This window comes from Leifsonia poae (assembly GCF_050632195.1).
Taxonomy (GTDB): Bacteria; Actinomycetota; Actinomycetes; order Actinomycetales; family Microbacteriaceae; genus Leifsonia; species Leifsonia poae_C.
Genome location: NZ_CP192580.1, coordinates 3,377,775 through 3,399,133, shown reverse-complemented (window position 1 = coordinate 3,399,133; position 21,359 = coordinate 3,377,775). Strand labels below are relative to the sequence as shown.

The 21,359-nt window shown below is 66.4% G+C and carries 18 protein-coding genes and 1 pseudogene; 17 read left to right on the top strand and 2 right to left on the bottom strand.

The window, feature by feature from the left end; genetic code table 11:
* Positions 1–103 precede the first annotated feature (103 nt).
* From ACQ86A_RS17150 to ACQ86A_RS17130, 5 genes are all read left to right on the top strand, one after another.
* Entirely contained in the window at positions 104–646 is a 543-nt protein-coding gene (locus tag ACQ86A_RS17150) for a hypothetical protein (RefSeq protein ID WP_431278140.1), read from the top strand.
* Positions 647–648: 2 nt separating this feature from the next.
* Positions 649–1,368: a hypothetical protein gene (locus tag ACQ86A_RS17145; protein WP_431278139.1), complete on the top strand. Its 720-nt coding sequence runs from the start codon at positions 649–651 to the stop codon at positions 1,366–1,368.
* Between the two features lie 106 nt (positions 1,369–1,474).
* Entirely contained in the window at positions 1,475–2,569 is a 1,095-nt protein-coding gene (locus ACQ86A_RS17140) for a hypothetical protein (protein WP_431278138.1), read from the top strand.
* Between the two features lie 27 nt (positions 2,570–2,596).
* Positions 2,597–3,091: a DUF6121 family protein gene (locus ACQ86A_RS17135; protein ID WP_431278137.1), complete on the top strand. Its 495-nt coding sequence runs from the start codon at positions 2,597–2,599 to the stop codon at positions 3,089–3,091.
* 94 nt (positions 3,092–3,185) lie between these two features.
* Positions 3,186–4,217, top strand: coding sequence for a hypothetical protein (locus ACQ86A_RS17130; protein WP_431278136.1), 1,032 nt, complete (start codon positions 3,186–3,188; stop codon positions 4,215–4,217).
* A gap of 12 nt (positions 4,218–4,229) precedes the next feature.
* Here ACQ86A_RS17130 and ACQ86A_RS17125 read toward each other — a convergent pair whose 3' ends face one another.
* The gene (locus tag ACQ86A_RS17125; protein ID WP_431278135.1) at positions 4,230–4,427 is read right to left on the bottom strand and encodes a hypothetical protein; all 198 of its coding nucleotides are present in this window, start codon (positions 4,425–4,427) and stop codon (positions 4,230–4,232) included.
* Positions 4,394–8,722, bottom strand: a complete 4,329-nt coding sequence (locus ACQ86A_RS17120; protein WP_431278134.1) for an FtsK/SpoIIIE domain-containing protein — start codon at positions 8,720–8,722, stop codon at positions 4,394–4,396. The genes ACQ86A_RS17125 and ACQ86A_RS17120 overlap by 34 nt, the downstream gene beginning before the upstream one ends.
* A gap of 119 nt (positions 8,723–8,841) precedes the next feature.
* Between ACQ86A_RS17120 and ACQ86A_RS17115 the strand changes: the two genes are divergently transcribed.
* From ACQ86A_RS17115 to rplC, 12 genes and pseudogenes are all read left to right on the top strand, one after another.
* On the top strand, positions 8,842–9,174 hold the full coding sequence (locus ACQ86A_RS17115) for a hypothetical protein (protein ID WP_431278133.1): 333 nt from the start codon (positions 8,842–8,844) through the stop codon (positions 9,172–9,174).
* Between the two features lie 9 nt (positions 9,175–9,183).
* Complete coding sequence (locus ACQ86A_RS17110; RefSeq protein WP_431278132.1) at positions 9,184–10,467, top strand: hypothetical protein; 1,284 nt, start codon at positions 9,184–9,186, stop codon at positions 10,465–10,467.
* 5 nt (positions 10,468–10,472) lie between these two features.
* Positions 10,473–11,090 (top strand): hypothetical protein, encoded by a 618-nt coding sequence (locus ACQ86A_RS17105; protein ID WP_431278131.1) that lies wholly within the window; start codon positions 10,473–10,475, stop codon positions 11,088–11,090.
* Positions 11,087–11,686, top strand: coding sequence for a hypothetical protein (locus ACQ86A_RS17100; protein WP_431278130.1), 600 nt, complete (start codon positions 11,087–11,089; stop codon positions 11,684–11,686). Before ACQ86A_RS17105 ends, ACQ86A_RS17100 begins: the two co-directional genes overlap by 4 nt.
* A gap of 204 nt (positions 11,687–11,890) precedes the next feature.
* Complete coding sequence (locus ACQ86A_RS17095) at positions 11,891–12,187, top strand: WXG100 family type VII secretion target (protein ID WP_431278129.1); 297 nt, start codon at positions 11,891–11,893, stop codon at positions 12,185–12,187.
* A 393-nt stretch (positions 12,188–12,580) separates the two neighbouring features.
* Entirely contained in the window at positions 12,581–12,955 is a 375-nt protein-coding gene (rpsL, locus tag ACQ86A_RS17090; RefSeq protein WP_055787040.1) for a 30S ribosomal protein S12, read from the top strand.
* Entirely contained in the window at positions 12,955–13,425 is a 471-nt protein-coding gene (rpsG, locus tag ACQ86A_RS17085) for a 30S ribosomal protein S7 (RefSeq protein WP_387210127.1), read from the top strand. The genes rpsL and rpsG overlap by 1 nt, the downstream gene beginning before the upstream one ends.
* A 98-nt stretch (positions 13,426–13,523) precedes the next feature.
* Positions 13,524–15,637: pseudogene (gene fusA / locus ACQ86A_RS17080) on the top strand (elongation factor G).
* 115 nt (positions 15,638–15,752) lie between these two features.
* The gene (tuf, locus tag ACQ86A_RS17075; RefSeq protein ID WP_431278128.1) at positions 15,753–16,946 is read left to right on the top strand and encodes an elongation factor Tu; all 1,194 of its coding nucleotides are present in this window, start codon (positions 15,753–15,755) and stop codon (positions 16,944–16,946) included.
* Positions 16,947–17,143: 197 nt separating this feature from the next.
* Positions 17,144–19,774, top strand: coding sequence for a hypothetical protein (locus ACQ86A_RS17070; RefSeq protein WP_431278127.1), 2,631 nt, complete (start codon positions 17,144–17,146; stop codon positions 19,772–19,774).
* A 606-nt stretch (positions 19,775–20,380) separates the two neighbouring features.
* Complete coding sequence (rpsJ, locus tag ACQ86A_RS17065; protein ID WP_005050520.1) at positions 20,381–20,689, top strand: 30S ribosomal protein S10; 309 nt, start codon at positions 20,381–20,383, stop codon at positions 20,687–20,689.
* Between the two features lie 10 nt (positions 20,690–20,699).
* Positions 20,700–21,359, top strand: a complete 660-nt coding sequence (rplC, locus tag ACQ86A_RS17060) for a 50S ribosomal protein L3 (protein ID WP_431278126.1) — start codon at positions 20,700–20,702, stop codon at positions 21,357–21,359.

Genomic DNA, 21,359 nt, shown 5'->3' with positions numbered 1-21,359 from the left:
CCAACGCACTGGTCGTCGGTGGCGAGCCCCGCGTCGATCTGCTTCCCCCGAGGTACGTACCGAGCGTCGTTCGCGAGGCACGCGTCGTGCGCTGGGATACGGTGTGCTCGCGACCGTGATCGTGATGGTCGTGGCCGTCGGCGGAGGATTCGCGTTGAATGTGGCCGCGCAGGCAAAGCTCCTCGTCACGCAAGGGCAGACCGCGACCATCCTCGCCCAACAGCAGAAGTTCATGGACGTACGCACGGTGCAGAACGAAGTCGCCACCGCCCAGGCGGCGCAGCAGGTTGGTGCGTCGACCGAGATCGACTGGAGCCCCTACCTGGCGGAGGTCCAGGCGAAGCTTCCCGCGAGCGTCTCCGTGACCACGGTCAACGTCGACTCGTCATCGCCATTGGCTATCTACGCCCAGTCGAGCGACCCGACCCAGGGACCGCGCGTCGCGACGGTCGTGTTCACCGGTGAGACTGCTGTTCTGCCGGACGTTCCTTCCTGGATGCGCTCGCTTCAGACGCTGCCGGGGTATGTGGACGGCGTCGCCGGCATGATCTCACTCGATCAGTCGACGAACATCTACACGGCGACCGTCACCATTCACGTCGACGAGCGCGCCTTCGCCAAGCGTTTCGAACCGAAGGAGAAGTAGCCATGGACAAGACCCGTCTCTGGATCATCGGCTCGGCGGTGGCGATGGTGGCAATCGTGGCGCTCGGCTGGGTCGTCGGCATCCAGCCGCAACTCTCCGCTGCTTCGGCGGCCGACGCGCAGACCGCTCAGGTCGAGGCGCTCAACCAGAAGAACGCGCTCGCGCTCGCCGAACTGCAGAAGCAGTACAAGGATCTGCCGGCGCTCAAGGCGCAGCTCGCCGCGCTCGCTTCGTCGGTTCCTGGCGACGTGCAGATGCCCGCGTTCATGGACGAGATGACCGCAGTGGCGAGCGGCGCCGGCGTCACCGTGGCGAAGTGGACTGCCGCGGACGGGCAGGCATATACGGCTCCCGTCGCGCCGGCGGCCGCCGCCGCAGCACCGGCAGCGGGTTCGACGGCCACTCCTGCGCCGACACCGGCACCCGGCACCCCAGCGCCGACGCCGACGCCCGCCGTTCCCGTCAAGGTGGCCGGCCTGCCCCCGGTGATGAGCACATTGATCACTTCAGACAACTTCATTGCGAGCCCCGTCACTGTCTCGGTGAGCGGACCGTACGCGAACGTCCTGACCTTCTTGAAGGGCGCTCAGTCGGGCCAGCGACTGTTCTTGGTCACCGGGTTCGTCACGAAGGCCTCAACCGTCGGCACCGGCGTGGACGCGACGATCAGCGGGCTCATCTACACCCTCAAATCGACCGAATCCACCCCGGCTAGCAAATAAAGAGGAGAGCATGCGTTAGCGGCCCGCCCTCCCTGCGAGCGGCGGGCCGATTGCTACAGTGTCACCATCAGTGGATGCCTGCCCAGGCCGATCGAGGAGTGACACCATGAGCAATGCGACGCCGGAAGAGCCTACTTCCGTCCCGGATGCCGCCGGCTCCAGCCCCGACACCGACCCCGGCCTCGCCAACCCGCCGTCGAGCCCTGTCTCCGCTCGCGGACACGTGAACCACCCCGAGGACGCGGAAAGCGGCACCGCAACCGCCCCTGCCACCGCTCCCGCAGCGTCAGCCGCAGCCACGCCGGCTCCGGCCACCCCCGCCCCGGCGATCGAGCCCGAGCCCGTCGTCGCATCCGACGACGACATCGCCGCCGCCGTCGCCCGCTCGAACACCGGTGAGGCCCCCGCCGCAGCAGCTGCCGCGGGCGACGCGACCATCGACACAGCTTCGCCGGCCGAGTCGGCCGCGCCCGTGACCATCGCCGCGCAGCAGGCCGCGCAGCCCACAACCGACACCGCGGCGACGACCGCATACGACGCCCCGCCCGCAGCAGCGGCGGCCGGTGTCGCCGCTGGCGCCACTGCTCCCGCGTACGCCGCGCAGCCGGTCACCCCGATCTACGTGCAGCGACCCGAGCCGCCCAAGAAGCGCAGCAACCGCGGCGTCGGCATCCTGATCGCCCTCGTCGGAACCGTCGTGTTCGCACTGCTGTGGGCCGCGGTCGTGGCGCTCGTCGGCGGCTTGCTGACGCCGGGACGCGAATTCGTCGACCTGTTCGTTCACTTCCTGGGTTCGTGGGCGTTCCGCGGACCGGTCATCGTCTTCTTTGTCGCCATGGTGCTGCTCATCCAGGTACTGAACCGCGCACGCTGGTGGGCGTACATCCTCGGCGGCCTCGTCGTCGCCGTTCTCGTCTACGCCTCCTACGTCGGGTCTTCACTGCTCGACCAGGATTTCACCCGCCTGACCGCAGAGGAGGCCGGACTCTTCATCGGCCGCCAGTGGGTCAACCCGTTCGCGATCCTCGCCGGCGTGGTCGCTCGCGAGGTCTCGATGTGGACCGGTGCCTGGCTCGCCGCCCGCGGCCGCGCGCTCAAGGTGCGCAACGCCGAGGCGCAGGCCGAGTACGACCAGCAGCTGGCCGACGCCCAGAACCAGGCCGTCGCTGCGTACGCCACACCGCAGCAGAGCGGCTACTGATCTACTGATCCTCTATCACGGAGCAAGATGCGTGACGATCGTGCATACGCCGCCGTCGTAGCCGTCTTCGCGGCCTTCCTCTACCTCGCGATCGTGATCGCGGCGTTCGGGCTGATCTCGCTCGCCACCAACACCGACCCGATCGACGATCCGGATGCGGGCCCGCTCGTCGGCCCGATCATGGTCGGCTCCGCGACGCTGCTGGTTCTCGTCTTCCTCATCTCCCTGGGCACGCAGGTCAACGCTGACAAGCAACGGATCTCGCCGCTGGTCGCGCTCATCGTCGGCTTCGCCGCGTACATCGTCTACGCAGCGGCCGGAGGCATCGCCGGGGGAGCGGGCGATCCCTCGCAACCGTTCCACTACTTCGTGTTCGCACTGGGTCAGTTGGCAAGCTGGTACGCGGTCGTCGTCGGAATCGCAGCCTTCGTCGTGACCCTGCTCTACCAACTCGTGATCGTCGGACGGTTCCGCGATCGGGGCCGCCCGCGGTGGCCGTGGGAGCGCGACGACGACGAGTGACGCATCCGTCGCCACCCCCACTCCCCCGAACGGGGTGAATGCGCGGCACGTTTGCGCGCCGATACACTCCGGGAATCATCTTGAAGGGGGACCGATGACGTCCAATGCTGCCGCCGTTCCGTCTGTCCGTTGGTATTGGTGGGTCGTCATCGGTGCAGCCGGGCTGCTTGCGGCAGTCGCCGTGGCGCTCTCCGTAGCCACGCTCGCGGCATATCAGAACGTGCCGAGGGCTCTGGTCGGCAACTATCTGACCGCGCTGGAGCACGGCAAGGCCGGCGACGCCATGCACCTGGCCGGCATCAAGGCGAACTCGGGGGATGTGCTACTCACCGATGCCGCGTACGCCAAAGCGACCAACCGCATCAGTTCCTTCTCGCTGGCCCGACCCGTCATTCACGGCAACTCGGCGACGATCGACGCGACGATCCGGCAGGGCGACCACAGCCGTCATCAGACCTTCGCCATCGAGCGCGCAGGCGGTCTCCCGGGTCTTCCGCTCTGGAAGTTCGGAGCGGTCGAGACGGATCTGGTCGACGTGTTGGTCACGGGCCCGGTCGGGCTGACATTCACCGTCGCCGGCCAGCATCCATCGAGCATGCTGATCGGCAGCGCGACCACTCTTCGGGCGTTCCCCGGCACCTACCCGGTGAAGTTCCAGTCGCCGAACGCGGCGTACGTCGTCTGGAATGCCGACGCCACGTCCATCCCCGCCGGCAACAAGGTCGTGCCGACCAATTTCGTGGCCCAACTGTCCTCAGCTGGAACCGACCAGGCGCGACAGGCCGTCGATGCCTGGCTCGACGCCTGTCTTGCCTCGACAGAGGCAGAACCCGCTGATTGTCCTTTCCTTGTGCAGTCCGACGACGCCGTCACGCTCAGCGACCTGCATTGGCAGCTCGTGCATCGGCCGGATATCGGAGTCGACCCGGCCTGGACCATCGGCGGATGGGCGGTCGAGAGCTCGGCGGACGGCAGCGTGACGGCGACGGCGAAGCTGACCCGCACGTCCGACGGAGCGACAGGCACCGGAAGCAGCGACGAGATCGTCTTCCAGATCCGCGGGATCATCTCCTTCGACGACACCGGCGCGATCTTCACCCCGTACTTCGGGGGCGCACAGGGCTAGCGGCTGGCGCCCCTAGTCGACTAGCGGCACCTGCACGCGCGCGAACTTGCCTTTCGCGATGTACATGCCGCGTCCGGGCGGGAACTCCGACCGGTTGAGGCGCGGCAGCGGCGTCTTCAGCAGCAGGTCTCCTTCCATCGAGTCCGGCTGCAACAGGATGCCGCGGCGCCCGTTCTTCACCTCGCCGAGCAGCGGCCACGACGACCCCAAGCCGACGACTCCGCTTCGGCCACGAGCAGGTGGTCGCTGCGCCGCACCGCGCGCACGAGCTCGACGATCGCCGAGTCGGCCGGGGTCTGCAGAAAGTCGCCGATGCTCTCGATGATCACGGTGATGTGACCTTCGGTGTCCGGATCCGCGACAGCGGCCGCGAGGTCGCGGGCGAGGGCGGCCGCCGCATCCGGAGTCGTGGCCTTGTCGGTCCAGTGCGACGCCGACGCGAGGGGCGAGCGCGCGTTGCCCAGGTAGTAGAGGCGCGATTCGGGATCGAACCGGGCGACGGATGCGGCCAGCGCGGCCAGCGTGCTGGTACGTCCGCTCGCGGGTGGGCCGGCCACGAGCAACGTCCCCGCCGGGTCGAAACCGAACGGTCCCAGGTCCAGATCGCTCAGGCCGAGCACCGGTTCGCCCTGGTGCCGATCAGGCAGGTCGGCGAGTGGCAGCTCGCGCGGCAGAGACCCGATCGTCGGAGCCTCCGGAACGCCCGCGCGCGTCATCGCCTCAGCGAGACGGGTCGTCGCGGCGGACTGCTCCGAGACCGACGCGCTCCCGCCGAGCACCGCGATCTGCGTCTCGTACCCGTCGACGATCGCCCGGCCGGGAGGCGATGACGGGCCGAGGATGTCGCTCGGCACATCGAGCATCCCGTAACCGTCGTCAGCGAGTCGCAGCACGACCTTGCGCTGGACGAGCGAGCGGATCGCGGTGGGCACGGCACCGGCGCGGTCGCCGGTGAGCGCCACGTGCATCCCGAGCTGGCGCCCGTCGCTCAGGATGTCCTTGAACACGTCGTACCAGGCCGAGCGTCCCGCGGGGATCTCGAAGTCTTCGCGGAAGTTCGGGAACCCGTCGATGAGCAGCAGGATGCGCGGCTCGTTCGGCCGGTTCGCGAGCCGCCGGTACTCGGTGATGCTCGATGCGTTCGCCTCGGCGAAGCGCGGTCCGCGGCTCTCGAGCTCCTCCTTCAACGTGCGGAACAACCGGATGACCCGCTCTGCGTCGTCGCCGGGGATCACCGAGCCGACGTGCGGCAGCTTCTCGAGCATCCTGAGGCTGCCCGCGGCGAAGTCCAGCGCGTAGACCCGCACCGGGCCGCCGCGCGGTGTGATCGCGGCGGCCGAGGCGAGGGAGCGCAGCACAGCGGACTTTCCCGCGCCACCCGTGCCGTAGATCGCGATGTTTCCGTCGACATCGGGGTGGAAGTACACCGGCGCCTGCTGCTGGCGGTCGGGCACGTCGCTGACTCCGAGCAATAGTTCGGCGTCGGTGCGCTGGCGCAGCAGACCGAGGTCGTAGACGCTCGCCAGCTCATCGAGCCACGGGCGTCGTGGGGCGGGGATGCGCGCAGCCGCCTGGGCGTGCACGATCGAGGTGACGAGGCGCTGCTGATCCGTCGGCCCGAGGTCGCGTTCCACCTCGACCGCCGGCCGGGGCTCCTCCCAGCGGTTCTCGCCGCCGAAGCGGAGCTCCGCGACCTCGACACCGGCGCGCTCCGGTTCGCGCGAGGTCCAGCCACCCGCATAGGCGGACTGGAACTGCGTCAGACGGCCCGGGCCGGTCTTGGCCATGCCGCGGCCGGGGATGCCCGGGTCGAAGTGCGCTGCATCCGTCACGCCGACGACGTCCTGGCTGTCGGACTCGTCGGCCATCCTGAGCGCGATGCGCAGGTTGGTGTTCGCCCGCAGGTTGTCCTTGATCACGCCCGCCGGTCGCTGGGTCGCCATGATGAGGTGGATGCCGAGCGAGCGACCGCGCTGGGCGATGTCGACGACGCCGTCGACGAACTCGGGGACCTCGCCGACGAGCGCCGCGAACTCGTCGATGACGAGAACGAGGGCGGGCGGGCATTCGGGGTCGCCGCGCTTCTCGAGTTCGAGCAGGTCCTTGGCCTTCTTGCGGTTGAGGAGGTGCTCCCGGTGGTGCAGCTCGGCCCGCAGACTGGTGAGCGCTCGACGCACGAGGTGCGGGCTCAGATCGGTGACCAGGCCGACGCAGTGGGGGAGTGTCACGCAATCCGCGAACGCCGATCCGCCCTTGTAGTCGACGAAGAGGAACGTGACACGGTCCGAGCTGTATTCGGCCGCCATCCCGAGCACCCAGGCCTGCAGGAACTCGCTCTTGCCGGCGCCGGTCGTTCCGCCGACGAGGGCGTGCGGTCCCTGCGTGCGCAGATCGAGATGCATCGGGTCGACGCCCGCCGAGCCGATGATGGCACGCAGGGTTCCGGCGCGACGCTTCACCGGCTGAGCTCCGGGCGTCCGGTCGTGGATCGATGAGTTCTGTCGCCACCGGTCGATGACGGCCGTCGACGACTCCAACAGATCGTGCCCGAGGAGGGTCACCATCGAGATGCTGCGCGGGAGGTCGCTCGAGTCGGCCACGAGGGCGCCCGCGTCGATGACGGGAGCCATCCGCTTGGCGTAGTCGAGCGCCGCGGCCCGGGTCACCGGCTCGGTGACGACGTTCTCGATCGTCTCGCCGATGCGCACGAAGCCGACGGTCCCGCGATCCTCGCGGTCGGTGTGCTCGAGGTAGGTGCGGCAGACGGCCGGCAGCTTCGCGGTGGTCTCGCCGAGCCAGATCGGGAAGATTCCGGCATCGGCGGCGGCCTCAGCGAGCTGTACGAGGCGCGCGCGATCGATCGAGACATCGTCGGAGATCACGACGACGATGGCGGGGATGGGCGACGGAGTCCCGTCGATCGTCTCGGATTTGCCGACCTCCGCGCCCCGCTCGAGGGCGGCACGTTCCTGCTCCATCGCGCCACGCCGCTTGGCCTTCGCGCGTGCATCTGCGAGTCGCTGCTCGACGACGCCTTCCAGGGCGTTCATCACGGTCGCGGCGCTCGACGCGCTGTCGGCCAGGTGGCCGCCGGTGACCGGGCTGTGCGGCGACGACGTGTGCGGCATCCACTTGAGCCACTCGAGCTCCCGCGACCATCTCGGGGAGACGAGGGATGCGACGACGAGCTCCGCGGGCGAGTGCAGCGCCGTGAGCTGCACCAGCACCGAGTTGACGGATCCGGCGATGCGCTCCGGCGCGCCCGCGATCCCTAGAGCACCCGACTCGAACAGGTTGTCGAGAACGGGAACGTCGGCGACGTGTTCGTGCTCGGCGATCACCGCATCCAGGCGCTCCTGGAATTCGACGAGCATCTCGCCTCGGTCGTTCGTCTGGATCACGTTGCGAGACGGCATCGCTCCGATGCCGAGTTGGACGTTGAGGAACGACCAATGCTCGGGTCGGCGCGTCCAGAGCAAGGGGCCGCGCTGAAGAGCCTCGGAAAGGGCGGAGGCAGTGGTCGGCGACTCGGAGCGCCGCAGCGCTTGCTCGAGTTCGCGCTCACTGCCCAGCTTCTCCGTCAACGCCTCGAGGCGCTTGTCGAAGACCGCGATCGCCTTCTTGAGCTTGCGCTTGCCGCGCGTGCGTCCGGTGATGTAGTTGCCGATCAGCATCACGGGGGAGAGCAGAATGAAGAGGAGCGACGTCGGGTTCTTCGTCAGCATGAACATCGCGCCGCCCAGCAGCAGCGGTGTGAGCATCGCGAGAAGAGGAAAGGGCGGGTCCTCTTTCTCTGCCGGCACCTCGGGAGCCTGGAAAACCTGGCCCGCGTATCGCTGCTCCACGCGCGGGGAGCGGTTGAAGAAGACGGGACCGGCGGTCGGGGCCGCGACCGGAGTGTCCGTCACTCCCGAGACGCTGATCCGCACCTCGGTGTCGCCGATCAGCAGCGTCTCGGATCGTCGTACGGTGAATCGCGAGACGATGCCGCCGTCGACCACCACACCGTTCGCCGAGCCGAGATCGATGACCTCGACGCCGTCGCCGGACTCCAGGCGCACGTGCTTCTTCGAGACCAGAGGATCGCGCAGCACGATGTCGCAGGACTCGTCGCGGCCGAGCACTGTCGTACCGCGCCGGAGCGGGAACTCGCGCCCCGCATCCGGACCCGAGATCACCTCGACGGTCGCGACGACCGGTGCATCGGCCAGGTCGTTCGGGGCGTAGTAGACGCCGGCGTCGGCGAGACTCACCGTTGCGCCGCTGCCGATCCACGCTTCGCCCACCGGTGCGTCGGGCGGCAGCACGAGCGGCTCCGCCTGGCCGGGAAGCGTCGCGCGCAGGGTCAGTGCACGCTCGTCTGCGGGAGCCGGCGCATCCCCCGCCCGCGGATCGACCCGCCGGATGGTCGAGGCGATCTCCGAGATGCTTGCGGCGGCATCGGCGGTGACGACGATGTCGTCGCCCGCGCCCGACGCGCGAGACAGGGTCAGTTTGAGGCGCACGGGAAAACCATACCCAGTGAACGGTTTCTCCCCGATGGGGACCCCTCCCCATCGCCCGAAGCGCGACCGTTTCATTAGGTTGTACCCAGCGTGAGAAGTGTGAGAAGAGAGGAGCCGCCATGGCCGGCCACGATTTGGTGCTCGACCTCCAGCTGCTCGGCCAGTTGAGGGACGACCTCGACGCCGTGATCAGGGAGTTCGAGGATGCGGACGACTTCAGCGACGACGTCGCCGATGCGACCGGCCACGACGACCTCGGCGACCACGTCCGCGACTTCGCACACAAGTGGAACGACAAGCGCAAGAAGATGACCGAGAACGTGAAGACGCTCCGCTCGTACATCGAGTCGGTCACCGACGGCTTCACGAAGGTCGATGCGGAGCTGGCCAAAGCACTCGAGGATGGCGCGGCCGACACCGCGAAGAACCATCCCGGATCCGTTGCCAAGTAGGGGGAGACGATGGGCGACAGCGAATACAACCCGCTCAAGGGCAATCCGACCCTTGTGCAGTCGAAGGCGGAGCACTACGCGCAGATCGCCAACGCGATCACGCGGTCGGTGGACACGCTGAATCACGTCGGCGAGATCGGCGGAATGCAGAGCGAGGCCATCACAGCGCTCAAGGGCACCGCGACCGAGGTGGCCGACGACATCAACAAGGCACGGGACCGCTATTCGGTCACCGCCGCGGCGCTCAAGGCGTACTCGGGCAAGCTGCGCACGGCGCAAGACGATGCCGACGCGGCGATCACCCTCATCAACTCGCGCCAGGCCGATCTCGACGCCGCGAACCACAAAGCATCGACGGCCAAGCAGACGCTCGAAGACAGCACCCCCGAAGACAAGGCGACCAACACCACGGCCGCCAGCAACGCTCAGGATGCGGTCACCGACGCATCCGGAGCCCTCAACGACGCGCACGCCGCTTGGCACACCGCGCTCGACCACAAGGACTCGGCGGCCAAGACGGCGATCGCCGAGATCAAAGAGGTCGTCGACGGCAAGAACAACCACGGCCTGAAGGACAGTTTCTGGGACAACTGGGGCGACATCATCAAGACCATCTGCGAGTGGGCGGGCGTTCTCGCGATCTTCCTGTCGTGGGTGCCGTTCCTCGGTCAGCTGCTGTTGATCATCGCGATCATCGGTGCGGTGATCTCGCTCGTCGAGAGCGTTGTGAAGGCGATCAACGGCGGCAGCTGGGTCGATGTGGCCTTCGCGGCCGTCGGTCTCGTGCTCACCGTCTTCGGCGGCAACATCGGCAAGTACATCGGCAAGCTGGTGAAGGCCAAGGGTCTCACCATCGCGATGAAGCTGCCGAAGAAGCAGTTCACGGCTCTCACCGGCATCACGAGAGGCAACAAGGCCAAGGAGCTCGCCGACGTGCAGAAGCTCCTGGGCTCGCCGAAGGCGCTGCCGAACGTGATGAAAGAGGTCTTCGGGACGAACCCGTTCAAGGTGTCGGAGAAGAACCTCGGTGCAGCGTTCCTCAAGTTCCGCGGAAACCCGCTGGGCGTCTCCGGCTTCGACAACCCAGCCTTCGCCGGTCAGATCGCGGACCAGATCCCGACCGGGGCGAAGGTCGCGCTCGGCGTGTGGAACTACCGCGGCGTCGCCGGAAAGATCGAGACGCTGACCAACAACCCCTTCGACCACACGGACAAGCCGGTCTCTCTCAAACCTGACACGGTCGCGAAAGACCTGGCGCACGGACGGCTGCCGAACGTGCTTGGCATAGGGTGATCGACATGTCTGCGATCGGAATCTCCGACCTGAGAGTGTCCGTGCCCGACGGGTTCTACCCCGTGCGGCTCGACGAGGACATCGAGTCCGAGGACTGGGCGCGCGACGTGATCGCCCAGGCGGAAGCCGAATCCGGTGCCGTCGACCACGAGGACTCGCTGCGTGACGAGCTGTACGACCTGCGCATCCGTCTGCTCGCCCAGTTGAACCCGTACCTCACAGCGGCCGTCTACGTGCGTCGCGAGCAGTTCCTGAGTCTCGGCGCGCTCATGACGTTTCAGGTGGTCGAGGTGGAGCCGGAGCAGGACCCCGCGTGGTTCGAGCGCGAGGCGCGTGCGATCGCGTCGAGCGAGGATGCCGAGGGGCACACGATCCTCTTCGACACGTGGCAGCATCCGGCACCCGCGGGCACCCTGGCGGGCGTGCATCAGGTCGTCGAGTACCTCGCCCCGGGAGTCGAGGACGGCTGGATCGAGGCACGCACCGTCTTCGGAGTCTTCCCGCCCGGGTCGCACGAGATGGTGCACTTCACCTTCACGACCGCGGACCTCGCGACCTTCGGCGACATGCCGTCGGAGACGGAGAGCATCGTCGCCTCGCTGTCGATCGAGCTCGACGCATGACGCGCCAGCTCGCGTTCCGCGAGGCGGACATGACGATGGTGCTGCCCGGATCCTGGGTCTCGATCCCACTCGCCGACGATGAGAAGGCCAAGCGCGAGATCAACAACCTGGTCAAGCGCCAGGTCGGCATGAACGACCGGCTGGCCCGAGTGCGGCGGGATGCGCGCGAGCAGCTGCGCAGCATGGCCGCGGCCGCCAAGACGGCCGGCGCCTTCCGCGTCGGGCTCTCGCTGGAGATCCTCCCCGGCGTACCGTTTCCCGCCGCGATGATCATGGACTACCGGGCCTGGCCCGCATCCGTGTCAGAACTCGACGCCGACGACCTTGCGGCGAAGCTCGCGTCCGCGTTCCCGGCCGCCGAGCACCTCGACCTGGACTGCGGTCCCACGGCACGCACATCCGTCGCCGCTGAGATGCGGGTGGGCGCCGAGACGACTCAGGATGTGAAGCTCGAGTACTGGCTGCCCGTTCCGGGTGGCGAGCGGCTGCTCCACATCACCGTCGACGTCCCGTCTCCCGGCGATCGTGCGCTGTACACCGAGCTGTTCGACGCCATCGTCGACTCCGTGCGCTGGTTCCCCGTCGCCGTCGACTGACCCCGCCCGGACCCCACCCAAACGCAATCGACTCCGGGAGAAATCCCGCTTCCCACGCGCGAATTCGGGGACTTCTCCAGGAGTCGATTGCGTTGGTGATGGGGAGTCCTCCCCATTCCCGCTGCGAGGCGGCCTCGGTAGGTTACTGATAGCTGGTCGGCCCGAGGGGTTGGCTTACCAAGACGACGAAAGGGATTGAACGTCATGGCAAACATGAACGTCACGTACGGCGAGATGACCGATGCCGCCAACCGCCTCACCACGGGCAAGGACGACATCACCGCCAAGCTCCACGAGCTTCAGAACCTGGTGAACGGGCTGGTCAACGGAGGCTTCGTCACCGACCAGGCCTCGGGCGCGTTCCACACCTCGTACGAGCAGTTCACCAAGGGCACGACGGATGCGGTCAACGGCCTCGACGGGATGTCGCAGTTCCTGACCAAGGCGGCCGACGCGCTGCAGAACGTCGACAGCGAGCTGGCCAAGGGCATCGGCGGCTGATCCCCTTCAGCCTTTTCCGCGAAGCGCGGGCACCCGAACCGGGTGCCCGCGCTTCGCTGTTGGGCGGGCGCAAGGAGGCGCGCCGCTGAGACGCGCATCCATTTGACCCGAACCCTGCCACAAGCTAAGATTTATCGGGTGTGCGCTCTGTCGCGCGCTCGTTCGGTGCCCAGAAATGGATGCCACGAGCGGCAGGCACGTACTCATCCGACGGGTCGATTATCTCAGCACGAGGCGATCGCGCCCCCACGGCATATCGATGACGTACCCGGTTCTCACAGAACTGGCGCACGTCGATCGGTCCCCCTGAATCCCACTGCGTCCGCGAGGGCGTGCCGAGATTCGGGGAAAAAGCAACAACTGTCACCGTGCAGTCCATAAAAGGAGAAGTCAGTGCCAACCATTCAGCAGTTGGTTCGGAAGGGCCGCAGCCCCAAGGTCACGAAGACCAAGGCGCCCGCCCTGAAGGCCAACCCCCAGCAGCGCGGCGTTTGCACCCGCGTCTACACCACCACCCCGAAGAAGCCGAACTCGGCTCTCCGCAAGGTGGCGCGCGTGAAGCTGTCCAACGGAACCGAGGTCACGGCCTACATTCCGGGCGAGGGCCACAACCTGCAGGAGCACTCGATGGTGCTCGTCCGCGGCGGTCGTGTTAAGGACCTCCCGGGTGTTCGTTACAAGATCGTTCGCGGCGCGCTGGACACCCAGGCCGTGAAGAACCGCAAGCAGGCTCGCAGCCGTTACGGCGCGAAGATGGAGAAGAAGTAATGCCTCGCAAGGGACCAGCTCCGAAGCGCCCCGTCGTCGCCGACCCCGTATACGGCGCACCCATCGTCAGCCAGCTCGTCAACAAGATCCTGCTCGACGGCAAGAAGGGCCTCGCTGAGCGCATCGTCTACGACGCGCTCGAAGGCGTTGCCGCCAAGAACGGTCAGGATGCCGTCGTCACGCTCAAGAAGGCGCTCGACAACGTGCGCCCGACCCTCGAGGTCCGCAGCCGCCGCGTCGGTGGCTCGACCTACCAGGTCCCCGTCGAGGTCAAGCCGCACCGCGCGAACACGCTCGCGCTGCGCTGGCTGACCAGCTACGCCAAGGGTCGTCGCGAGAAGACGATGACCGAGCGTCTCACCAACGAGATCCTGGATGCGTCCAACGGTCTCGGCGCCGCAGTCAAGCGTCGCGAGGACACGCACAAGATGGCCGAGTCGAACAAGGCCTTCGCGCACTACCGCTGGTAACCGACTCAGGAACACAGCGGCCGGTTCGGGTGTTGTAACCCTGTGGGTGCGCACCCGAACCGGCACCCCTTCAACTTTCTACTTTTCGGAGGAACCCTGTGGCACAGGACGTGCTCACTGACCTGAACAAGGTCCGCAACATCGGCATCATGGCCCACATCGATGCCGGCAAGACCACCACGACCGAGCGCATCCTGTTCTACACGGGCGTCAACCACAAGATCGGTGAGACCCACGACGGCGCCTCGACGACCGACTGGATGGAGCAGGAGAAGGAGCGCGGCATCACGATCACGTCTGCCGCCGTCACCTGTTTCTGGAACAAGAACCAGATCAACATCATCGACACCCCGGGTCACGTGGACTTCACCGTCGAGGTGGAGCGTTCGCTCCGCGTTCTCGACGGTGCCGTCGCCGTCTTCGACGGCAAGGAGGGCGTCGAGCCCCAGTCCGAGACCGTGTGGCGCCAGGCTGACAAGTACAACGTTCCGCGCATCTGCTTCGTCAACAAGATGGACAAGCTCGGCGCCGACTTCTACTTCACCGTCGACACCATCGTGAAGCGCCTCGGCGCCAAGCCGCTGGTCCTCCAGCTGCCGATCGGCTCCGAGTCGAACTTCGAGGGTGTTGTCGACCTCGTCGAGATGCGTGCACTCACCTGGCGCGGCGACGCGAAGGGTGACGTCCAGATGGGCGCCAAGTACGCCATCGAGGAGATCCCCGCCGACCTCGTCGAGAAGGCTCAGGAGTACCGCCAGGCTCTCCTCGAGACCGTCGCCGAGACCGACGACGTTCTGCTCGAGAAGTTCTTCGGCGGTGAGGAGCTCACGGTCGCCGAGATCAAGGGCGCTATCCGCAAGCTCACCGTCAACAGCGAGATCTACCCCGTTCTCTGCGGTTCCGCGTTCAAGAACCGTGGCGTCCAGCCGATGCTCGACGCTGTGATCGACTACCTCCCGTCGCCGCTCGACGTGCCCGCCATCGAGGCTCACGACCCGCGCGACGAAGAGAAGGTCATCCTCCGTCACGCCGACGCCAGCGAGCCGTTCTCGGCCCTCGCGTTCAAGGTCGCCGTGCACCCTTCTTCGGTCGCCTCACCTACGTTCGCGTGTACTCCGGTCACGTCAACAGCGGTGCCGGTGTCGTGAACTCGACCAAGGGCAAGAAGGAGCGCATCGGAAAGATCTTCCAGATGCACGCCAACAAGGAGAACCCGGTCGACTTCGTCACCGCGGGCAACATCTACGCCGTGATCGGCCTCAAGGACACCACCACCGGTGACACCCTGTGCGACCCGGACAACCAGGTCGTCCTCGAGTCGATGACGTTCCCCGAGCCCGTGATCGAGGTCGCGATCGAGCCGAAGACCAAGGCCGACCAGGAGAAGCTGGGCACCGCGATCCAGAAGCTGGCCGAAGAGGACCCGACGTTCCGCACCGAGCAGAACCAGGAGACCGGTCAGACGGTCATCAAGGGAATGGGCGAGCTCCACCTCGACATCCTGGTCGACCGCATGAAGCGCGAGTTCAACGTCGAGGCGAACGTCGGCAAGCCCCAGGTGGCCTACCGCGAGACGATCCGCCGCGCCGTCGAGAAGTTCGACTACACGCACAAGAAGCAGACCGGTGGTTCTGGCCAGTTCGCCAAGATCCAGATCACGATCGAGCCGATGGACGTCACGCCGGAGACGAGCTACGAGTTCGTCAACGCCGTGTCCGGTGGTCGCGTTCCGCGCGAGTACATCCCCTCGGTCGACCACGGCATCCAGGACGCCATGCAGGTCGGGGTTCTCGCCGGCTTCCCGACCGTGGGCGTCAAGGCGACCCTGGTCGACGGCGCTTCGCACGACGTCGACTCCTCGGAGATGGCGTTCAAGATCGCCGGCTCGATGGCCTACAAAGAGGCCGCGCGCAAGGCGAACCCTGTTCTCCTCGAGCCGCTCATGGCGGTCGAGGTGCGCACGCCCGAGGAGTACATGGGCGATGTGATCGGTGACCTCAACTCACGTCGAGGCCAGATCCAGTCGATGGAGGACGCGAGCGGTGTCAAGGTGATCCGCGCCAACGTCCCCCTGTCGGAGATGTTCGGGTACATCGGTGACCTGCGGTCGAAGACCTCGGGCCGTGCCGTCTACTCGATGACGTTCGACAGCTACGCGGAGGTCCCGAAGGCTGTCGCCGACGAGATCGTCCAGAAGAACAAGGGCGAGTGACCTCGGTCACCTCTCCCTCAGCAGTAATCAACTAACATAGGTAACCAATCCCGTAGAGTTGCCGGCCGAAAACCATCGGCCGGGGTTTCTACACGAGAGTCCTGAGGAGGACCCAGTGGCTAAGGCCAAGTTCGAGCGGACTAAGCCGCACGTCAACATCGGAACCATCGGTCACGTCGACCACGGCAAGACCACGCTCACCGCGGCGATCTCGAAGGTGCTTGCTGACAAGTACCCGTCGGCGACCAACGTGCAGCGCGACTTCGCGTCGATCGACTCGGCTCCGGAAGAGCGTCAGCGTGGTATCACGATCAACATCTCGCACGTCGAGTACGAGACCCCGAAGCGCCACTACGCGCACGTTGACGCCCCTGGGCACGCCGACTACATCAAGAACATGATCACCGGTGCCGCTCAGATGGACGGCGCGATCCTCGTGGTCGCCGCCACCGACGGTCCGATGGCTCAGACCCGTGAGCACGTTCTGCTCGCCAAGCAGGTCGGTGTTCCGTACCTGCTCGTCGCGCTGAACAAGTCCGACATGGTGGACGACGAGGAGATCCTGGAGCTCGTCGAGCTCGAGGTCCGCGAGCTGCTCTCCAGCCAGAGCTTCGATGGCGACAACGCCCCCGTCGTTCGCGTCTCGGGCCTCAAGGCTCTCGAGGGCGACGAGAAGTGGGTCGAGTCGATCGTCGAGCTGATGGATGCTGTCGACAACTCCATCCCCGACCCCATCCGCGACAAGGACAAGCCGTTCCTGATGCCGATCGAGGACGTCTTCACGATCACCGGTCGTGGAACCGTCGTCACCGGTCGCGCCGAGCGTGGAACCCTCGCCATCAACTCCGAGGTCGAGATCGTCGGCATCCGCCCGACGCAGAAGACCACGGTCACTGGTATCGAGATGTTCCACAAGCAGCTCGACGAGGCATGGGCCGGCGAGAACTGTGGTCTGCTCCTCCGTGGAACCAAGCGCGAGGACGTCGAGCGCGGTCAGGTCGTCGTGAAGCCGGGTTCGGTCACGCCGCACACCAACTTCGAGGGCACCGCGTACATCCTGTCCAAGGATGAGGGTGGGCGTCACAACCCGTTCTACGCGAACTACCGTCCGCAGTTCTACTTCCGTACCACCGACGTCACCGGCGTCATCACGCTGCCCGAGGGCACCGAGATGGTCATGCCCGGCGACACCACCGACATGACGGTCGAGCTGATCCAGCCGATCGCCATGGAGGAGGGCCTCGGCTTCGCCATCCGTGAGGGTGGACGTACCGTCGGCGCTGGTACCGTCGTGAAGATCATCAAGTAGTCTTCCGAGACTTCTGCAAGAAAGGGTCGGGCCTTCGGGTCCGGCCCTTTCTTGTGTTAACGGTTGCCCCTACAATTGGGGAGAGACAAGACTGAGTTTTTCTCAGTATGGCGAGACTTTGGATGGCGCTTCCTCTAAACTGAGGAAACCTCACTATGTTGTGAGGCGCGACTCGCACCACCAAGGGGGTCTCGACCATGCGACGTCATTCTTCAACCCGACCCGACGCACAGCACGCGAAGGACCAGCTCCGCCGTTCGCCATTCGCGATCACACAGAGTTGGACTGCGCGCCTCGCTGCGCCGACCATCGTTCTAGCGCTCGCCCTCACGGGCTTCGCCGCCCCGGCCCATGCCGAGGACGCAGCGCCCGCCGATCCCGCGGCCACGGCCGCGCCGGCGGATCCCGCGCCTGCCGCCGATCCTGCACCCGCCACCGACCCGGCGCCCGCACCCGATCCGGCTCCCGCACCCGCGCCCGTGCCTGACCCGGCGCCCGCCGCGGCACCGACGGACACGTCGTCCGCTCCCGCACCGGATGCGCCTGCCGACACCGCGAAGGCAGCCCCCGACACATCCGCAGCCCCGCCCTCGACCCAGGCGCAGACCGTTCCCACGCCCGCGCCGTCGAGCCCGCCGCCGTCGTCGAGCGGCTCCACGCAGGGAACCCTGACGGTGGTCAAGCACCTCGAGAACGCCGCCGGAGACCTCATCGACAGCACGCCTGCCGGGTGGGAGTTCACGGCGACGAGCACCGGGCTGGCTTTCAGCCCGCAGATGCTGACCACCGATGACTCCACCGGTTCCGTTGAATACACGCTGACGGTGCCGGCGGGGAGCGCATCCGTCCCCGTGACCGTCGTCGAGACCCAGCAGGACGGTTACGCGCTCTCGCAGCAGGACGGCGTCAATGCCGTCTGCACCTACGCAGACGGCACGGTCGTCAACGTCGGTGCACTCGGGTTCCGCGTCAACGTTCCCGGCAACCAGAACGTCCGCTGCGTCGTCGTGAACCGCGAGCTTCCGGCGAGCTGGTCCGTCTCGAAGACGAGCGATCCCGTATCCGGGACGACTGTCGTCCCCGGGCAGCTCATCAGCTACACGCTGAACGTCCAGTTCACCGCGGGACGCCTCCCGAGCTCGCTGGTGATCACCGACGACATGTCGCGAGAACTGAACCACGCGACGCTGGTCGGCGGACTCGTTCCGACGCAGGGAACGGCGCAGATCGTCGGAACGAACCTCGAGTGGACCATCACCGGGTTCGATGACTCGCTCAGCCTGACCTACACGGTCAGAGTGGACGCGAATGCCTACGGCGTTCACCTTGTCAACACTCTGATGGTTCCGCCGGGCGGCGTCTGCGACGTCAGCTGCACGACCGACCACCCGACCCCGCACTGGCTGCTGACCAAGACCTCCGATCCTGTCAGTGGATCCGCGGTGCAGCCGGGTCAGTCGATCACGTACACGCTGTCAGCGACGAACGATTCGGACGCCGCTGTCACGGGCGCCGTCGCGACGGATTCGATGGGGAACGTCCTCAATCACGCGCAGGTGACCGGGCCGCTACCCGCGGGGCTCAGCCTCTCGGGCACGAACGCTACGTGGAATGTTCCCGACCTTGCGCCGGGAAACACCGCAACCGTGTCGTTCACCGTCACCGTGGACGCTGATGCGGCCGGTGCGCTCATCGACAACGTCGTGACTCCTGGCCCTGGCGGATCGTGCCCGCCGATGCCGTCATCCGGCCCCATCCCGCCGGGACAGCCGAGCTGTGAGACCACGCACCGGGTTCCGGCCGTGGACCTCGACATCGTCAAGACGCACTCCGCGGCTGACGGCGGCGAGGGCGGCGTGGTCGACTCCGGCAAGGGCGACCTCATCGACTACCAGCTCACCATCGGCAACAAGGGTACGGATGCGGCGACGGGCGTCACCGTCACCGACCCGCTGCCCGCGGGAGTCACCTTCGTCGACGGATCGCTGACCGGCCCGGCGGGTTGGACGGCGACGGTCGCCGGTGGGACCCTCACCATCACCTACGCCGGTTCACTGGCCGCAGGCGACAGTGTGGTGCTCCATTTCCAGGCGCTCGTCGGAACGCTGACGCGCTCAGGGATCGATGCACCGTATCCGGATCTCGACAACAGTGCCTGCGTGACGAGCACGGAGAAGGATGCCGACACGAGCGACAACTGCTCGACCGACATCACGAAGGTGAAGGCGATCGCGGTCACCGCGCAGGCTCTGTGTGTGAAGGATGCGCCGGTCGTCTCGTACTCGCTCACTCCGTACAACCTGACCACGGCGCCGACGATCGCACTCATCTGGTGGACTCCGGCGGGCTTCGCAGCTCACGATCCGTCCATCCCGGCATCCGATCAGGCGGCTCTGCTCGCTGACGGCGCGCAACAGGTGAACTACGTGAGCCTGCCTGCCGGCTGGGTGAACGGTCAGACGATCACCGGTACGCAGCTCTGGCCGGGAGCCGGAGTCGACGCGAACGGGGTCGGCAACGCCTGGCCCGGATGGCGCCAACTGGATGACGGCACCTGGGTGCTCGATCCCGCTGCTCCGTTCTACGACCTTCGCAACGGCGCTGTGATCGAGGTACGGATCAACCCGACCACCGCCGACACTGTGGCATACCCGCCGCCCTCGACGCACTGCACGCCGTCGACGACGACGGTTGCGGGTGGCTCCTCCACCATGCTGGCCAAGACGGGCAGCGACGTGACCGGACCATTCATGGGCGGTGCGCTCATCCTGGGTCTCGGGATGGGGTTCCTGCTCTGGGCTCGTCGCCGTCGGCCGGATGCGCGCTAAGGGGTTTACCTTGCCGCACACCCGGCGCAGAATGAGGGAACCGTTCATTCCGAACGGCCCGCAGACGAAGGGAGAGCTTATGGATACCCATGACCTCGTAAACCAAGCCGAACCGCTGACCGGGCCTCGAACGGATAGTTCCGGCACCGCCTGAGCGGACCATCGGCATCAGCAAGGAGTGACGGCGCGAGGCGCCACTCGAGAGGGGCCGGGCACTTGCCCGGCCCTCTCCTGTGTCCGACACGCCGACGCGACACGCCCGGGTTGCAGCAATGCCGATAGTCTGGCAAACTTGTCTAGTTCAACATTTCGGAACGAGTGCATTGACGTGTGCTCCGAACGGATCACTGCCAGGCAGTGCATAGCCCACCGCGAGGTCGTTCGATCGATCAGCGGCAGATGGTTAGGCCGCGGGTAGAAGGACAAAGCTTAATCGACAGCCTCAGAAGATGTAGGTCATCTATGTCTTCATTCACGGGTGCGTCGATGAGGTTGACAGAAGAAGAGTGGTTGCAAACACAGCGGCATTCGCTAACCAGCGTTCGTCGCCCGCGTCCAATGCGAGCCCCGGCTCGTAAGACGCCATAACAAGAGAGTGAGTCAGACATGGCGGGACAGAAGATCCGCATTCGGCTTAAGTCGTACGACCACGAGGTCATCGACACCTCGGCGCGCAAGATCGTCGACACCGTGACCCGTGCGGGCGCTACCGTTGTCGGCCCCGTGCCGCTTCCGACCGAGAAGAACGTGGTGTGCGTCATCCGTTCGCCCCACAAGTACAAGGACAGCCGCGAGCACTTCGAGATGCGCACGCACAAGCGGCTGATCGACATCATCGACCCGACGCCCAAGGCCGTCGACTCGCTCATGCGTCTCGACCTGCCCGCCGACGTCAACATCGAGATCAAGCTCTAAGGGGAGTGCCATGTCGAACATCGATACCAAGACGTCCAAGGGACTCCTCGGCAAGAAGCTCGGTATGACGCAGGTCTGGGACGAGAACAACAAGCTCATCCCCGTGACCGTCATCGAGATCACGCCGAACGTCGTGACGCAGATCCGCACCCCCGAGGTCGACGGATACAACGCCGTCCAGATCGCCTACGGCCAGATCGACCCGCGCAAGGTCAACAAGCCGTCCGCCGGTCACTTCGACAAGGCGGGCGTCACGCCGCGCCGTCACCTCACCGAGGTCCGCACCGCCGATGCCGCTGACTACAGCGCCGGCCAGGAGCTGACCGTTGACGCGACCTTCGAGGCCGGCCAGCTGGTCGACGTCGTCGGAACGTCGAAGGGTAAGGGTTTCGCCGGTGTCATGAAGCGTCACAACTTCAAGGGTGTCTCCGCCTCGCACGGTGCTCACCGCAACCACCGCAAGCCGGGTTCCATCGGCGCCTCCTCGACCCCGAGCCGTGTCTTCAAGGGCATGCGCATGGCCGGTCGTATGGGTGGCGAGCGCGTGACCGTTCTGAACCTCAAGGTTCAGGCGATCGACGCCGAGAAGGGCCTGCTGCTGGTCAAGGGTGCCGTTCCCGGCGCTCGCGGCCGCATCGTTTTCGTCCGCAACGCAGTGAAGGGGGCCTAG

What these genes read in the sequence shown, in the direction of transcription:
- ACQ86A_RS17135 (WP_431278137.1), top strand. Translation starts at nt 2,597, where the DNA reads ATGCGTGACGATCGTGCATACGCCGCCGTCGTAGCCGTCTTCGCGGCC.
- ACQ86A_RS17115 (WP_431278133.1), top strand. Translation starts at nt 8,842, where the DNA reads ATGGCCGGCCACGATTTGGTGCTCGACCTCCAGCTGCTCGGCCAGTTG.
- rpsJ (WP_005050520.1), top strand. Translation starts at nt 20,381, where the DNA reads ATGGCGGGACAGAAGATCCGCATTCGGCTTAAGTCGTACGACCACGAG.
- ACQ86A_RS17145 (WP_431278139.1), top strand. Translation starts at nt 649, where the DNA reads ATGGACAAGACCCGTCTCTGGATCATCGGCTCGGCGGTGGCGATGGTG.
- ACQ86A_RS17100 (WP_431278130.1), top strand. Translation starts at nt 11,087, where the DNA reads ATGACGCGCCAGCTCGCGTTCCGCGAGGCGGACATGACGATGGTGCTG.
- ACQ86A_RS17110 (WP_431278132.1), top strand. Translation starts at nt 9,184, where the DNA reads ATGGGCGACAGCGAATACAACCCGCTCAAGGGCAATCCGACCCTTGTG.
- ACQ86A_RS17070 (WP_431278127.1), top strand. Translation starts at nt 17,144, where the DNA reads ATGCGACGTCATTCTTCAACCCGACCCGACGCACAGCACGCGAAGGAC.
- ACQ86A_RS17130 (WP_431278136.1), top strand. Translation starts at nt 3,186, where the DNA reads ATGACGTCCAATGCTGCCGCCGTTCCGTCTGTCCGTTGGTATTGGTGG.
- rplC (WP_431278126.1), top strand. Translation starts at nt 20,700, where the DNA reads ATGTCGAACATCGATACCAAGACGTCCAAGGGACTCCTCGGCAAGAAG.
- ACQ86A_RS17105 (WP_431278131.1), top strand. Translation starts at nt 10,473, where the DNA reads ATGTCTGCGATCGGAATCTCCGACCTGAGAGTGTCCGTGCCCGACGGG.
- ACQ86A_RS17095 (WP_431278129.1), top strand. Translation starts at nt 11,891, where the DNA reads ATGGCAAACATGAACGTCACGTACGGCGAGATGACCGATGCCGCCAAC.
- rpsG (WP_387210127.1), top strand. Translation starts at nt 12,955, where the DNA reads ATGCCTCGCAAGGGACCAGCTCCGAAGCGCCCCGTCGTCGCCGACCCC.
- ACQ86A_RS17140 (WP_431278138.1), top strand. Translation starts at nt 1,475, where the DNA reads ATGAGCAATGCGACGCCGGAAGAGCCTACTTCCGTCCCGGATGCCGCC.